Origin of the sequence: Zooshikella harenae, assembly GCF_018837975.1 — a bacterium.
GTDB classification, from domain to species: Bacteria; Pseudomonadota; Gammaproteobacteria; order Pseudomonadales; family Zooshikellaceae; genus Zooshikella; species Zooshikella harenae.
Genome location: NZ_JAGSOY010000007.1, coordinates 95,216 through 111,347, shown reverse-complemented (window position 1 = coordinate 111,347; position 16,132 = coordinate 95,216). Strand labels below are relative to the sequence as shown.

The following is a 16,132-nucleotide window of genomic DNA, read 5'->3' as shown; positions in this document are numbered from 1 at the left end:
AACTAGATCACATTGCTGTAGTCGTGGCTTATTAAGAAAGCTATTGAGTACATGTGAACAAAGGCGCTAGTTAAGTGCCTGGCAAGGAGTCGAGCCTATGACGGGCAGAGTCGAAAGGCAACGTCAAACTTCAAACTATAAAGCCGTTTCCACTGGGGCTATCTCATCAATGGCAGAGGTTGCCAAGGCAGAACCCAGTGCATTTGCAGCAGCCCTGCAGGATGTGCAGTCATCCGTGGATGATCGAACAGGGCTGGAGAAAGCATTTTCATTGTTTAACCAAATGTCTGAGCAGCTTTCAGAGTCTTACCGTCAATTAGCTGGCAGGGTACAGGCATTGAAAAGCGAGCTGGCAGATGTTGGTGAACAGCGTTTGCAGGAGCTGGCTGAAAAAGAGCGGCTAGCGAACCGTCTGGAGCATTTATTAAACCTGCTACCTGGTGGCGTCGTTGTGCTGGATGGGCATGGGGTCATTCAACAGTGCAATCCTGCAGCCATTGAGCTTTTAGATGAACCGCTTTTAGGTGAGCGCTGGCTAGCAGTGATTAATCGCTGTTTTGCACCAAGAGAAGATGATGGGCATGAGATTTCACTAAAAAATGGTAAGCGGGTCAGTATTGCTACTCGGTCACTGGAGTTAGAACCTGGGCAGCTCATTCTTCTCACTGATTTAACTGAAACCCGATGTTTACAACAACAGTTAAGTCACCATGAGCGGTTGTCAGCCTTAGGCAAAATGGTGGCGTCACTCGCTCACCAGATTCGCACACCTCTTTCTACCGCTATGCTTTATGCCGGCCATTTACAAAATCCGTCACTTCCCAGAGATAAGAGCAGTGCTTTTGCGAATAAGTTGATGTCCAGGCTAACGCACCTTGAGCGCCAAGTGAGTGACATGCTGGTCTTTGCTAAAGGGGAATTGGTATTAGCTGACAATATAACGGTTAAGGCTTTGTGGCAGGAGCTTCAGCAGACAGTAGTAAGCGCGATGGGTATTGGCCAGGTTAAAGCTGGTCAGGTTAACCTGCGTTGGCGTTATCAGTTGGAGCAGCCTTACTTTATTCGTTGTAACAAGGATGCATTAATCGGTGCGCTGATGAACTTGGTTAACAATGCCTTAGAGGCGGGTAAACCAGGTCTTACCTTGGTGATTTCCTGTAGTCTTTATCAACATTACTTACGGCTATCAGTGGTGGATAACGGGCCAGGCATGAGTGCCAAAAGCTTGGCACAAACGCAGGAACCTTTTTTTACCACTAAACCCCATGGTACGGGGCTAGGAATTGCTGTTGTGCAAGCAGTAACTAAAGCGCATCAAGGTGAGTTTGCGATTCACAGCCGAGAAGGGCAAGGCACTGTGTGCCAAATCCTCCTGCCCCTAAATATATCTGCCGTTTCTGAAGAGGATCCATCATGGCCAAGATAACCATATTGATCGTAGAAGATGATCCTGATTTACGAGAAGCGTTAGCGGATACCTTGGCGCTGACAGATTTTAATTACTTACTGGCAGAAGATGGGCAACAAGCCATCCAGTTACTGCAAAATAAATCCATCGATATGGTGGTATCTGATGTCAATATGCCAAAGGTGGATGGCTATCAGTTGTTGCAGTGGGTTCGCCAGCATGTACCTCAGCTTCCTGTATTGCTGATGACTGCTTATGGCTCAGTAAGTCAAGCGGTCGAAGCAATGAAGCAAGGTGCAGTAGACTATCTGGTTAAGCCGTTTGAACCTGATGCGTTACTGGCTGAAATTCGGCGGGTATTACAGGGCACTCCGAAAAAAAGTTGTGATGAGCCTGTTGCTGAAGAGGAAAGTAGCCGTCAACTACTGTTGTTAGCCAGAAAAGTAGCTGCTACAGATTCTACGGTATTAATTACGGGTGAGAGTGGTACGGGGAAGGAAGTACTCGCACAGTACATACATCGACACTCGCCAAGAAATGAGCAGCCTTTTGTAGCCATCAACTGTGCAGCCATTCCAGAAAACATGCTAGAGGCTACTTTATTCGGTCATGAAAAAGGTGCCTTTACTGGGGCATACAGTAGCTCACCTGGAAAGTTTGAGCTGGCAAACAACGGAACGCTGTTGCTCGATGAAATTACAGAAATGCCATTAGGATTACAGGCTAAATTATTGCGTGTGCTTCAGGAGCGAGAAGTAGAACGGGTTGGTGGTCGTAAGACCATTCGCTTGGATGTGAGGATCATTGCAACAACAAACCGTGAAATGCTGAGTTATGTGCAGCGTGGTGAGTTTAGGGAAGATTTATATTACCGACTGTGTGTTTTTCCGCTGATGTGGCAGCCGTTACGAACCCGCCCAAGAGATATTGTGCCCCTTGCTGAGCGTCTTTTAGTCGTCCACTGTCGAAAGTTAAAGCATCCTATTGTTAAGCTCAGTAATGAAGCTAAAAAAACATTATTGCAATACACATGGCCTGGTAACGTCAGAGAGCTTGATAATGCCATTCAACGTGCATTGATTTTACAGCAAGGCAATCTTATCCGCCCAGCTGACTTATGTTTAACTACGACCAGTACAGTGGGACAACCGGTGTTACAGACAATGGCACCTGTACTAAAAGAAAGAGTGATTAATACATCAGCACCCACTGACAATAATGCACAGCCCATGATGGCTAAAGAACTGACCTCAAATGAAATAGAGGAGGGGATGTTAGCTGGTGAGGACACTCATGGTTCAGGTTCAGCGATGGAGAGTAGTTTTGATCGTGCAATAGAATCAGGCCCATTAGGTGAGGACCTAAAACAGCGTGAATATGAGTTGATTATTGATGCGCTCCGTACTGAAGGGGGACGCCGCAGAGAAACAGCGCTAAAGCTTGGTATCAGCCCAAGAACGTTGCGTTATAAGCTCGCCAAAATGCGAGAGCAAGGTATTGATATTGAAACGATGATTGCTTAGCGAACTACGAGGCGGGACTGATGAATAATAATGTCACACTCAATCGGATGATGCTTGATTTGCGAGCAATGCAACTGGAGAGTCAAATCAAGCCTGCGGCAGACCAAGTGCTTCCAGCAGAAAAGGAATTAAGCGTTGAGCGAAAAGAAACACCTCATTTTGCCACACTATTTAAACAAGCGATCAATTCTGTGAATGAATTACAACAGGAATCAAGTGATTTAAAGACTCGTTACCAGTTTAGTGATCCAGAGGTTAGCTTATCTGATGTCATGGTTGCAGGCCAAAAAGCCAGTGTGGCTTTTGACGCAATGGTTGAGGTGCGTAATAAATTAGTACAGGCCTACGAAGAAATTATGAAAATGCCAGTTTAGGTTATGCATGAGTTTAGGAAGACAGGAGTAGGCATACAATGGCTGATCCGATAACTGAACCTGGTAGCCCAGGCGCAAAAGCTGAAGGTGCAGCGGCTGTACCTATGGCTCGAAGTAGCAACCCATTCTTTGATGTGCTCAATGACTTGTCAATTTCTCGGCAAGTACTCTTTTTAGTCGGACTGGCAGCCAGTGTGGCTATTGGCTTTGGCATTGTTTTATGGTCACAGGAGCCTGACTTTCAGCCAATTTATGGTTCTCTGGAAGGCTATGATGCAGCTCAAGTGCTGAATGTGCTGGAAACCAGTGATATTCGCTATAAGGTTGAGCCAAAAAGTGGCGCTATTTTAGTCCCTGCAGAATATGTTGCTGAGGCACGGCTCAAGCTGGCAGCAGCGGGTATTAAAAGTGATAGTACCGTTGGCTTGGAAGTGCTGGATAAAGAGCAGGAGCTAGGCACCAGTCAGTTTTTGGAAAATGCGCGATACCGCCGGGGACTGGAAGGTGAACTTGCTCGAACGGTTGCGAGTATGCGCGCCGTAAAATCGGCACGTGTTCATTTGGCAATTCCTCGGCGGACGGTATTTGTTCGTGATCGCCGCAAACCCAGTGCCTCTGTATTTATTGACTTACAGCCTATGCGTGAGTTAAAGCATGACCAGGTAAGTGCTATTCGCAACTTAGTGGCATCCAGTGTGGCTGATATGGCGGCGGCTGATGTGACGGTGGTGGATCAAAATGGCACGCTATTATCTGTAGAGGAAAGCAAGGATGATACGGAGTTAAAAATAGCCAATCAGCAACTGGCTTATACCGTGCGTGTTGAAGATAAGCTAACACAACGTGTGCACAATATTTTAGAACCCATTTTAGGTAAAAATAATTACCAAGCTGAAGTATCAACCGATATTGATTTTAATAATATTGAGCAAGCTGTAGAGCAATTTAATCCAGATGCGCCAGCTATTCGCAGTGAACAGTTATTAGATGAGACTCAAGGTGCAAAAAGCACGGCAAGTGGTGTACCTGGGGCATTATCAAATCAACCGCCAGGTGAGGTCACTGTTCCTGAGCAGGTTGGTACCGAAAATCAGACTGCGGCGGTGACCACTGCAGAAAATACCTCTGCTTCTAAAGCCGTTAACTCTCGCTCGAAAAAGACCAGAAATTATGAGCTGGATAAAACGGTAAGTTATACCCGGTTTCAGCAAGGACAGATCAGACGATTGACGGTTGCTGTTGTCGTAAATGATCGGGCAACGGTTAATCCTGACTCTGGTGAAGTGACTTATTCCCCCTGGAATCAGGCCGACCTTGATCGCTTTTCTCAGCTGGTAAAAGATGCTGTGGGGTTTGATGTGACACGGGGTGATAGTGTTAATGTGGTTAACGCTTCTTTTGTGCCTTCTCCTGAGGAGGTGATTCCCCCAGTTAATTTTTGGACAGAACCCTGGTTTTGGGAGGTGGTCAAACAGGTACTGGCAGGCATATTTATAATCGTGCTGCTGTTTGGAGTCGTCAGACCTATGGTACTGAGTTTATTTGGTAAGAAAAAAGAAAAAGAGGATGAGTTAGCCGTACTGGGTGGACCTGAAGGAGATGCTTTTGGTGAGTTTTCTGACACAGACATGGCACAGGATCAAGTGAGTTTATCAGGAGGAGGAAGCATGCTACTTCCTGGTCCCCATGAGGGTTATGAGCAGCAGCTTAATGCCGTCAAAGGCTTGGTTGCTGAGGACCCTGGTCGGGTCGCGCAAGTCATTAAACAGTGGGTAACCGAAGATGGCTGAGGCACAAGCAAGTCCGGCACCAACCCAGAGTGCGGGAGTTACTGAAGAAACGGCGCTAGCCTCCAGAATGTCTGGAGTACAGCGTGCTGCTATTTTTTTGTTAAGTCTTGGTGAATCTGAAGCGGCAGAAGTCTTGCGCCATATGGGGCCAAAAGAAGTACAGCGGGTGGGTGCTGCAATGGCCTCAATGGATAATGTTAATCGCAACCAAGTGACATCAGTACTGAAGTTCTTTATTGAGATTGTGCGAAACGAGACCGGCTTAGGCGTAGGTGCTGATGGTTATATTCGCAAGATGTTGACCCAAGCCTTAGGTGAAGACAAAGCCAGTGGCTTAATTGATCGTATTTTACTAGGGGGCAATACAACCGGATTGGATACGTTGAAATGGATGGAACCAAGAGGTGTAGCTGATGTGATTCGTTATGAGCATCCACAGATACAGGCAATTGTTGTTGCTTATTTGGACCCAGACCAATCAGCAGAAATTCTCAGTTATTTTGCTCCAAAAGTACGGTTAGACATTATGTTACGGGTTGCAGGGTTAACAACTGTCCAGCCTGCAGCGTTACAAGAGTTGAATGATATTTTAGAACGCCAGTTTTCTGGCAGTGGTACGACCAAAACGACCTCTATGGGTGGGGTGAAGCGCGTTGCAGATATCATGAACTATGTAGAAGGTTCCATTGAAGCGCCGCTTATGGAGTCAATCAAACAGGTTGATGATGACCTGGGGACTCAAATCGAAGATTTGATGTTTGTCTTTGATAATTTGGCAGATGTGGATGATCGCGGTATTCAGTCATTACTTAGAGAAGTTTCTTCAGATGTTTTGATTATTGCACTTAAAGGTGCTGATGAAACCGTTAAAGAGAAAATCTTTAAAAATATGTCAAAACGTGCTGCTGAACTGCTTAGGGATGATTTAGAAGCAAAAGGACCAGTCCGCATTAGTGAAGTTGAAACGGCTCAAAAAGAGATTCTGACTATTGCACGGCGGATGGCCGAAGCTGGCGAGATAGCTTTGGGTAAAGGTGGTGAGGAAATGGTTTAGGGGAAAGGTTTTGACATATGCCAAAATCGCAAGAAAGTACCATTATACGTGGCGAAGCCGCAAAAGCTTTTCAGAAACTAGGACTACCTAATTTTGCAGGTGCCAAACATCTCGTTCGTAGCCAAGCTAAAAATGATCCAAAAGGGCAGTATTACATCCCTAAAGAGTCAGTGCATTATGTGCCTCGTTCAGCCGTTAAACCAGAAAAAACCGCACACTCAGCTACAGCGGATAGTCCACCACCTAAAGTCGATTCCCAAGCTATAAAGCCAAAGATACAACCTAGCCATGAGCAAAAAGCAAAGTCTAAAAATAGGGTGGAGAATAAAGCCAAGGATGCGAGTGAAGCGATACCTTCAGCGGTGACTCATTATCCGCCCACAACCACTGGAAGCGAGCACTCGGCTTTAACCGTCGAAGCATTGCTGGAGGCACTGGATAAAGCGCGTGATAAAGGTTATCAGGATGGTTTTGCTTTAGGTCAGCAGGAAGGCAAAACCAGTGGCTTAGGCGAGGGGCAAAAGCAAGGTTATGAAGAAGGTTATCAAAAGGGCGTTCAAGAAGGTCAACAAGCGGGACGGCAAGCTATTCAAGGTGAATTACAACAGGTTCAGCAACAGCTGGCTTCAGTATTAGATGGATTATTTCAGCCCTTGTCTGAGCAGGATGAACAATTAACCAAGGTACTGGTTGATATGGTTACTCAGATTGCACGTAATGTCATTCATCGTGAGCTTCATGCTGACTCAAGCCAAATTACTACATTGGTAAAAGAGGCGATGCGCATGCTACCTGCAGGAGGGCAAGCTATTCGCGTGTACTTACATCCCCAGGATTTAGGGTATATCCGTGATCTTCAGCAGCAACTTCAGGCGACATGGCAACTATTACCCGATGAGCAATTGTTACCTGGTGGTTGTTGTGTTGAGACCAATCATAGCATTGTTGACGCAAGCGTCGCTTCACGCCTGGCTCATTATGTGGATGCCATAGCTGAGCAGCATTTGCATGTGCATGCGGTCAGTCTTGAGCAGATGCAACATCAAGAATCTCCAGATCCATCATCAGTAAAGGTATCTAACTCTGTGGAAAAAACAAAACCTTTAACATCCTCAGATAGCAAGGGCAAGCCAAATGAGTCTCAAACGTCTGGCACTGACTGAGCGCTTAGAGCCTTATCAATCGGCGTTAAATAGCTGTCCTACTATGCAAGTGGAGGGACGGTTGACACGGGTGATAGGTTTAACCTTGGAGGCTGTGGGTTGTCGAATGGCATTGGGGCAGCGCTGTCAGGTCATTTTGGACAATTTGCAAAAAATTGAAGCGGAAGTGATGGGGTTTGATGAAGAAAAAATATACCTCATGCCGCTGATGGCTACGCAAAGTATTCACCCAGGTGCACGTGTCTTACCGTTAGAAGGTGAAAGTCTTATACCTGTAGGATTTAACTTATTGGGCCGGGTATTAAATGGGTTAGGTAAACCACTTGATGGTAAAGGTCCGTTAAAGCCTGATGATTATGTGGGATTAACAGGGCACCCTATTAATCCGCTGCAGCGCTTTCCTATAAAAGAACCGCTGGATGTTGGCATCAGAGCCATCAATGCATTGTTATCTGTGGGTAATGGTCAGCGATTGGGGCTGTTTGCAGGGAGTGGTGTTGGTAAAAGTGTACTGTTGGGTATGATGACACGCTTTACCAGTGCTGATATTACCGTAGTAGGGTTAGTGGGAGAGCGGGGGCGTGAGGTCAAAGAGTTTATTGAGCAGACATTGGGAGAGGAAGGCCTAAAGCGTTCAGTTGTCGTTGCGGCGCCGGCTGATGACTCTCCTGTGCTTCGACTACGGGCTGCCATAGTATGTACACGTATTGCTGAGTACTTTCGCGACCAGGGTAAGCGTGTGTTGTTATTAATGGATTCATTAACCCGTTATGCTCAGGCTCAGCGGGAGATTGCCTTGGCGATTGGCGAACCCCCTGCCACTAAAGGGTATCCTCCCTCGGTATTTGCCAAAATTCCTCAGCTCGTAGAGCGTGCTGGAACAGATGAAAGTGGACAAGGCTCAATTACTGCCTTTTATACCGTGCTAACGGAAGGGGATGATCAGCAGGAACCTATCGCAGATGCTTCTCGGGCCATTCTCGATGGGCATGTGGTGCTGTCTCGTAAATTAGCTGAGTCTGGGCATTATCCAGCCATTGATATTGAAGCATCGATTAGTCGAGCGATGCCGCAAATAGTTGATGAAAATCACATTGAAATGGCCCAGCAGTTTAAAAAAATCTATTCGGTTTATCAAAAAAATCGTGATTTAATTTCAATTGGTGCTTATCAACAAGGTAGTGATCCGGCCACGGATGAGGCTATTCGATTGAACCCAGCAATGATGCAGTTTTTACAGCAAGGGTTGCGTGAAAGTGAGTCTCTGGCCAAAAGTGTTGAACGTTTACAAGCCTTAATGGCAGAGCGTCAACTTTAGTCTATAGATGATGATCTGATTGTAATGGTCGATTGCTATAGTCATTTGTCTCGCGGCTCACCCGAAGTAAATCATTTGCTTTAAGGGTTATGTCATGGAAACGAAACGCTCGGACCGTCTGTCGACGGTGCTTCGTGTCGCAGAGGTCAAAGAGGCTCAAGCCGCTAAACAGTTTGGCCGCTTGCAAGAACAACTGTTGTATGAGCAAAAGAAGCTTGAACAGCTGTTGAATTATGAAACTGAGTATCAGGAAAATGCCAAGCCAGTGGCTGGTCGTCCAGTGACTGTCCGTCGTTTGCAGCAGATGAGTCAGTTTCTTGCTCAGCTAACGCAGGCTGTACACCAGCAGCAAGAGCAGGTAGATAATATTAATAAACACTGTAAAACGTTGCGGGATGTGTGGGTTGATGCTCATCAGCATGCACAAACAATGCAACAGTTGCTGGATCGTTATCGTCAAGAAGAACAACGGCAGGAAGAAAAGCAAGAGCAGCAGGACGCAGATGAAGTAAACACTCAGCAGTTTATTCGTGGCAAGCAAGGACCGTAGCTGCACCTGTGCTTTTAATAATTAAAGGCTATGCTTTATTGAAAGCATTTTGTTAGCCATCGGTTGGGAAAGGAGCAAGGGGGAATTCATGGCCGTAACTGCCATACAATCCGAGGATGGATCTGAGCTCACCATTCGCATTCAGGGACGGTTTGACTTTAGTGAGCATCAATCTTTTAGAGATGCATACGAACGTACGGATAAGTTGCCAAATCAGTACACTATTGATCTTAATGAAACAACTTACCTTGATAGTTCTGCCTTAGGCATGCTGCTCTTGTTACGCGATCATGCAGGAGGTGATACAGCTAATATTCAAATTGTTAACTGTAAACCGGACGTAAAAAAAATCTTGCTCATCTCGAACTTCGAACAGCTTTTCTCCATTCAGTAACTAAATAATGTGATACATCATGGAGCTGGCTGAGCGTTCTCTCAAAATTTTGGTTGCGGATGATTCTGAAACCGATCGGATGATCTTGCGGACATTGGTTCAAAAGCAGGGTCATCGCGTAGTAACGGCAGAAGATGGCCAACAGGCCGTTGAGCTATTTCTCCTTGAGCGCCCCCAGCTGGTTTTACTTGATGTCTTAATGCCAGTAATGAGTGGCTATGAGGCTGCTCGGCAAATTAAGCAGCTGGCAGGTGAAGAGTTGGTTCCTGTCATTTTTCTTACTTCGTTAAAAGATGCTCAGTCTCTTGCGGAATGCTTAGATGCAGGGGGGGATGATTTTTTATCAAAGCCCTACAGCCCATTGATTTTGCAGGCCAAAATCAATGCATTTAACCGAATGCGGATGATGCATCATACGTTGCAAGTTCAGCGGGATAAGATTGCTGGTCACAATAAGCGACTACTTCAGGAGCAGGCTTTTGCTAAGGAGATTTTTGATAAAGTCGCTCACTCTGGTTGCTTGAATGCTCATAACTTACAGCATTTACAGTCACCTTATGCCATGTTTAATGGCGATGTATTAATTGCTGCACGTAAACCCTCTGGTGGAATGTTGGTATTCATTGGGGACTTTGCCGGACATGGTTTACCTGCAGCGATTGGCGCTATGCCTCTGGCTGAAATTTTTTACCATATGGTAGCAAAAGGCTTTTCTATGCCAGAGATTCTTAGTGAGGTGAACAGTAAAATGAAACAGGTGTTGCCTGTCAGTGGTTTTTGCTGTGGTGGCATGGTGGATGTGGACTTTGATAGTAAAGTCATGAAGGTTTGGATTGGAGGGCTTCCAGACTGTTATCTATACCGAGCTAAATCCAAAACACTTGATGTCCTTTCTTCAAAATGGTTACCGTTAGGTATTTTGTCTCCAGATAAGTTTGATACAGGCTATGAAATTATTGAGGTTGAGTACGGTGATCGGCTTTATCTTTGGTCCGATGGTGTTATTGAAGCACAAGATGACCAGAAACATTTTTTTGGTGAGGAGCGTCTAAAAGCAGTATTTGCTAATAACGAAGACTCTGATCAGCTTTTTAATGAAATTAAAGAGGCTGTTTTTAGTTTTATTGGGGAGCCGACAGATGATCTATCTATGATCGAGATCAGCATGGTGCCTCGGGAGAGTTTTAGTGATAAGCCAGTACCAGTAGAGCCCAGCACCATACGTGGAGCACGAAATTGGTCGGCCTCTTTTGAGTTTCGTCCTGAGACGCTACAAAGCTATAACCCAATACCATTAATTTTGCACTGCTTAATGCAAGTTCCTGGAGTGAATTTACACAGTGGCCGGTTGTATACCATTTTAGCTGAACTGTATTCCAATGCTTTAGAGCATGGTGTTTTGGGTATGGACTCTTCATTAAAAGCCTCACTCCATGGTTTTACACAATATTATGCGGAGCGTGAGCGTCGACTTCAGCAATTAGACAATGGTTTTATTCGCTTTTGGCTGGAACATAAGATTGAGCAGCAAGGGGGGGTATTGATTATTACTGTTGCTGATAGTGGGCCAGGGTTTGACTACCAGAAGATGTTGAACCGTATCACTCAAGATACTAATTACCATGGTCGCGGAGTAAATTTACTACGTTCTTTTTGTCGGCGGATAGACTATTCCAACGTGGGTAACCAAGTCACTATTGAATATGGTTGGAATAATGAGCTGGATAGTGCTCGTAAGGAGCATCACTGATGCATATGATGTAAGGAAACACTATGGAACATATTGATTTAGCTGCGTTGCAGGAACTACAAGAAGTTATGGAGGATGAATATAATCAGCTGGTGGAAACCTTTATTCGTGATAGTGAACAACGGATTGCCGCAATGGATAAGGCGCTTTTAGAGCACAATGCGGAACAAATGAGGGAGCTGGCTCACAGCCTCAAAGGAAGTTGTTTAAATATGTTTATTACCCCTCTTGCACAACAAGCAAGGGAAATTGAAAACCTCGCAAGAGAACAGCAACTTGAACCCATTTCGTCATTAATTGCAGGGCTACAGCAAGAGTTTAAAATTGTATCAAGGTTGCTAAAAGAAACCCTCACAGATTAATTTGGTTGGGCATAAAGTTTGCTCACTTTTTAGTGAATGCAGTCAGGATCCCTACATTAACTTGGGTTGAGAAATGGCTATGAGTGAGCAAATGGGTATTTTTGAGCTGGGGCACTCTAAATCTCAGGATAAAGCTTCACGAGTGCGTCAGAACGTTCAAGAAAGTTCCAGTCCAGCCGCGTCAGACCAGAGTGAGTTTAAGCAGGTTTTGCACGATAAAGGCAAAACCACACAAGGCAGTTCAGATGAAAAAACGTTACATAAAGCGCTTGAGACTCAGGAAAAAGAGGCAAAAGTAACGGAGCAAAATCATCTGGATATAGAAAGCGATGCGACCAATGATGTTGTTGATTCTTCCTTATTGTTCATGCCTATTACTATGCAATGGACTGCCGGCCGGCAACAGGCTGCCAGTGCTAATCAAAGCCCGACTATACTGCCTTCAGCTCAATTACCCTCAGCTCAAACAAACTATCTGCGCCTGTCCCAATCTGGCCAGGTAACAACTGGCCTTGATCAACTACTGCAACATAATGCTCAGGCTATACCCACTGTCCAGCTGACATCGATGATGTCTGAGGATAAACAACTGCTTATGCAGCTAAGAGAAAATATGAATAGTGGAAGTTTTTCTCTGGCTTCTGGACAAGGTAATGGTGAAGCAATCAGTTTAAAGCAGTTATTAGACAATCAGGGTCAGCAAAACAACGATGATGGTTTAGCGAAGCATTCACTTTCTCCGTTACAGCAGGCAATGTTTAATCGAGGGGGGAATAGCTCATCAACTGATTTTTCACAGCTACTTCAAGGACTATCGACTGGAGTAATGCCTAAACATGTTGATGTAAGTGGCTTAAGTGCAACGAATGTAGATCCAAGTCTGCAAGTCGTGAATCAAAATACAGTAGCTTCTTCAGCTGATAGAGCTGGAAGCTTGGTGACAACAACACCCCATGCTAATACGACTAACCAAGATATGCTGCTTAGTACGCTGGTCTCGCCTTCATTAAGAGCACCTGAGTGGGGGCAAGCGTTTCGGGAGCAAGTAAGTTGGCTGACGGGGCAAGGTGTACAACTTGCGCATTTGCAGTTGGACCCTCCAGACCTGGGCCCTGTTGAGGTCAAAGTGAATATTCATCATGATCAGGCTAATATTAGTTTTACCAGTCATCATGCTCCTGTCAGAGATGCCATTGAGCAGCAAATTGCACGTCTTCGTGAGCAACTTATACAACAAGGATTTACGGATGTTAATGTCGATGTATCTGGGCAGGATCGACAGGAACATCAAGGGGCAATGGGCAGGAATGGTCGTGATGTAGAGGCTGACTGGAATCACTCGTCTACAGCAGAAGACGGCATGGAAGTGCAGGCGGTTGTTCAGCCCATTATTGGTGGCAGAGTAGGTGGTGTGGATTTTTATGCTTAACAGTCATGTCTGAAGAAAGTGCAGAAGAAAAGCGTACAGTATATTTGTTCTTTGTTTTCTTAAATACAACATTATATGTTTTTTCCAAATCAAAAGTACCTAGTAGTTATTTAGTGGAAACTGGAAATGTTGCTTTCAGTATCGACTAGTTGTAAAGGAATGAGTAATAATTCAGTTATCTGGTGCATGACCAGCTTGTCATCACCTTAGTGCTTTTTATACGATAGGTAGTGTTAAACCATGTTCAATGCTTGTTGAACATGGTTTTTTGTTTTTTTCACCAGCAAAAGCTTAACTTTGTACTTTAATTATCAGTAATTGTTTTTTCAGTTTCAGGTATATCCATAATAAAGGGTATAGACAACACGCAAACGCAGGGGCTGTAAATGACCAAACACATTGGCATTTTAACAAGTGGTGGAGATTGTCCTGGTCTAAATGCTGCAATTCGTGGAGTGGTAAAGGCTGGCCAGTATGGCTATGGCATGGAGTTTATTGGATTTAAAGATGGTTTTCGTGGAATTGCTCTTGATCGATCGATGGAACTTAATGACAACGTCCTCTCTGGGATTTTGACTGATGGTGGCACGATTTTAGGTACAAGCCGCGATAAACCACACAAGATGCCTATTGGTAACAAAGTGATTGATATGACGGAGACCATCGTCCAAAACTACCATCGTAATCATTTAGATGGGTTAGTTTGTATTGGGGGGGGAGGAACTCAAAAAAATGCACTGCGTTTAAAACAGGCAGGACTTAATGTCATTACATTGCCCAAAACCATTGATAATGATGTTGCCATAACGGATGTGACCTTTGGCTTCGATACCGCATTAGGTATTGCAACTCAGGCTATTGACCGTTTACACACGACAGCTACAAGTCATCACCGAGTCATTGTGGTGGAAATCATGGGGCATAATGCTGGGTGGCTGGCATTAGGTGCCGGTATTGCGGGAGGGGCTGATGTTATCTTATTGCCTGAGTTACCTTATCGACTGGAAACCGTAGCTGAAGCCATTAAGCACCGTGTTCGTTCTAACAAGCGATTTAGTATCATAGCTTATGCAGAAGGCGCTTTAACGGTTGAAGAAGCTCAGCGTCTAACAGCATTAGAGCAACAGCGAAGTGCTACACAGGATAAAGCAAAACGAAAAGAGTTAAAGCAGCAAATAAAAGCGATTGCAAATCAACATGCTGATCATAGTGTGTGGTTAACTGAACAAGTTGAAAAACTCACTGGGCAAGAGTCGAGATTAACAATATTAGGCCATTTGCAACGGGGAGGTACTCCTTCTGCAGGTGATCGCCTATTGGCAACACATTTGGGAGCAACCGCTGCTCAATTAATTCACCAAAACCAATTTGGAGTGATGGTCGCCATTAATGGACAGTCATTAATTCCTGTACCTCTTGAAGAGGTTGTTTTGCAAAAGAAACGAGTGCCAGAAAACCATCCTTGGGTACAAACTGCAAAAGAGATAGGAATTTGCTTAGGGGTTTAACGCTTGATACGTTTTGTTAATGAAAAATACACTATGTAATATTATCTATTTAATGTTATCCAACTGTTGTATTTTCCTTTATTTTGAGGGTTAACAATGGATAAAAATATTTTTCTGACGTGCAATAAGTTGCTTTAGCTCAGTATTAATGGGTTTTAAAGTTGTCGCTCACGATGCGATAGATATAATTGCAGCTATCGACAGAAATCAGCCACATACGTATCGAAAACTAGAACCATTGTTCCTTAGAGTCCGTTAGAAATTTTTTTCGTCTGATGCAAAAAAGACAATTATCATTAAAACGACTACCAAGTTCTTTCATGTCAATCAGACTACCGTTTCATAAGTATTAGTTATATAAGTGTTTGGAGGTCCTTTACGTATGTCTAAATTTATTGGCGTTCTCACCAGTGGCGGTGACTGTCCTGGATTAAATGCGGCTATTCGTGGTTTGGTTCGGGCGGGCCAAAATCAATATGACATGCAATTTGTCGGTTTCCTGGACGGTTTTCGTGGTATGGCACAAGACCGGACTTTAGAGTTAAACAGAAAAACACTTTCAGGCATTTTGGTTGATGGTGGAACTATCTTAGGTACCAGTCGTGATACACCAGCTCGTACCAGAGAAATGACCGATGAAATTGTTGCTACCTATAATCGCCATCACCTTGATGCATTAGTATGCTTGGGTGGTGATGGTACTCATAAAAATGCAATGCGTTTAAAAGAGGCAGGGTTGAATGTGGTAACCATGCCTAAAACGATCGACAATGACATTGCATGTACAGACGTAACATTTGGTTTTAATACAGCCTTGGGTATTGCAACTGAAGCAATCGATCGTCTGCACTCTACAGCAACCAGTCACCACCGCGTTATGGTTGTAGAAATAATGGGTAACTCTGCTGGCTGGTTAACATTGGGGGCAGGTATTGCTGGTGGTGCTGATGTTATTCTTCTGCCAGAAATCCCCTACGATGTGGATATGATTTCTGCAGCTATCAAGCGTCGTGCACGCGCAGGTAAGCGTTTTAGTATCGTAGCCGTTGCGGAAGGTGCGATTACTAAAGAAGATGCTAAGGTGGTAGCAGAACTCAAAAAACAGCTGGCAGCAACAGAAGGTGAGCAAGAGCGGGATCAGCTTGAAGAAAAAATTCGTCGCTTAGAAGGCGCGCGTGTTGGACATAGTGTCAAACTGACTCAAGAAATTGAGGAAGTTACTGGCCAAGAATCCCGTTTAACGATCTTAGGCCATTTACAGCGTGGTGGTACACCATCATCATTTGACCGTTTATTAGCAACCCGTTTAGGTACTGCGTGTGCCAGAATGATTCATGAAGAAAAGTTCGGCAATATGGTTGCAGTTAAAGGCCAAGAAATTGTACCTGTGGCTATTGAAGAAGTAGCAAATACCACAAACCGTGTTCCTGTTGATCATGCTTGGGTAGAAACTGCTCGCTTGGTTGGAACTAGTTTTGGTGATCAATAAACACTTATTTTAGGCAAGTA

The 16,132-nt window shown here is 44.6% G+C and carries 14 protein-coding genes; all 14 read left to right on the top strand.

From position 1 onward, the window contains the following. Window positions 1-97 precede the first annotated feature (97 nt). The 14 genes from KCG35_RS05360 to KCG35_RS05295 all read left to right on the top strand — a co-directional run bounded on the left by KCG35_RS05360 (window position 98) and on the right by KCG35_RS05295 (window position 16,112). Window positions 98-1,426: a sensor histidine kinase gene (locus KCG35_RS05360; RefSeq protein WP_304956741.1), complete on the top strand. Its 1,329-nt coding sequence runs from the start codon at window positions 98-100 to the stop codon at window positions 1,424-1,426. Next, complete coding sequence (locus tag KCG35_RS05355) at window positions 1,414-2,931, top strand: sigma-54-dependent transcriptional regulator (RefSeq protein ID WP_230409026.1); 1,518 nt, start codon at window positions 1,414-1,416, stop codon at window positions 2,929-2,931. The genes KCG35_RS05360 and KCG35_RS05355 overlap by 13 nt, the downstream gene beginning before the upstream one ends. 20 nt (window positions 2,932-2,951) lie before the next feature. Further along, window positions 2,952-3,305, top strand: coding sequence for a flagellar hook-basal body complex protein FliE (fliE, locus tag KCG35_RS05350; protein ID WP_215818636.1), 354 nt, complete (start codon window positions 2,952-2,954; stop codon window positions 3,303-3,305). A 38-nt stretch (window positions 3,306-3,343) separates the two neighbouring features. Continuing rightward, complete coding sequence (gene fliF, locus KCG35_RS05345) at window positions 3,344-5,095, top strand: flagellar basal-body MS-ring/collar protein FliF (RefSeq protein ID WP_230409025.1); 1,752 nt, start codon at window positions 3,344-3,346, stop codon at window positions 5,093-5,095. Between the two features lie 67 nt (window positions 5,096-5,162). Beyond that, on the top strand, window positions 5,163-6,149 hold the full coding sequence (fliG, locus tag KCG35_RS05340; protein WP_215818670.1) for a flagellar motor switch protein FliG: 987 nt from the start codon (window positions 5,163-5,165) through the stop codon (window positions 6,147-6,149). 17 nt (window positions 6,150-6,166) lie between these two features. Next, window positions 6,167-7,312, top strand: a complete 1,146-nt coding sequence (locus tag KCG35_RS05335; RefSeq protein ID WP_215818635.1) for a flagellar assembly protein FliH — start codon at window positions 6,167-6,169, stop codon at window positions 7,310-7,312. Then, window positions 7,284-8,630 carry a flagellar protein export ATPase FliI gene (gene fliI / locus KCG35_RS05330; RefSeq protein WP_215818634.1) on the top strand — a complete coding sequence of 449 codons (1,347 nt, stop codon included), beginning with the start codon at window positions 7,284-7,286 and terminating at the stop codon, window positions 8,628-8,630. The genes KCG35_RS05335 and fliI overlap by 29 nt, the downstream gene beginning before the upstream one ends. A 94-nt stretch (window positions 8,631-8,724) precedes the next feature. Next, window positions 8,725-9,180: a flagellar export protein FliJ gene (gene fliJ / locus KCG35_RS05325; protein WP_215818633.1), complete on the top strand. Its 456-nt coding sequence runs from the start codon at window positions 8,725-8,727 to the stop codon at window positions 9,178-9,180. A gap of 88 nt (window positions 9,181-9,268) precedes the next feature. Then, entirely contained in the window at window positions 9,269-9,574 is a 306-nt protein-coding gene (locus KCG35_RS05320; RefSeq protein ID WP_215818632.1) for an STAS domain-containing protein, read from the top strand. A 19-nt stretch (window positions 9,575-9,593) separates the two neighbouring features. Then, a complete protein-coding gene (locus KCG35_RS05315) occupies window positions 9,594-11,324 on the top strand; it encodes a SpoIIE family protein phosphatase (RefSeq protein WP_215818631.1) in 1,731 nt (576 codons plus the stop codon). 23 nt (window positions 11,325-11,347) lie between these two features. Then, complete coding sequence (locus KCG35_RS05310; RefSeq protein ID WP_215818630.1) at window positions 11,348-11,686, top strand: Hpt domain-containing protein; 339 nt, start codon at window positions 11,348-11,350, stop codon at window positions 11,684-11,686. Between the two features lie 79 nt (window positions 11,687-11,765). Then, window positions 11,766-13,115 carry a flagellar hook-length control protein FliK gene (locus tag KCG35_RS05305; RefSeq protein ID WP_215818629.1) on the top strand — a complete coding sequence of 450 codons (1,350 nt, stop codon included), beginning with the start codon at window positions 11,766-11,768 and terminating at the stop codon, window positions 13,113-13,115. 386 nt (window positions 13,116-13,501) lie between these two features. Further along, window positions 13,502-14,623, top strand: coding sequence for a 6-phosphofructokinase (locus KCG35_RS05300; protein WP_215818628.1), 1,122 nt, complete (start codon window positions 13,502-13,504; stop codon window positions 14,621-14,623). A gap of 382 nt (window positions 14,624-15,005) precedes the next feature. Then, window positions 15,006-16,112 carry a 6-phosphofructokinase gene (locus KCG35_RS05295; RefSeq protein WP_215818627.1) on the top strand — a complete coding sequence of 369 codons (1,107 nt, stop codon included), beginning with the start codon at window positions 15,006-15,008 and terminating at the stop codon, window positions 16,110-16,112. The last annotated feature ends 20 nt before the right edge of the window (window positions 16,113-16,132 follow it).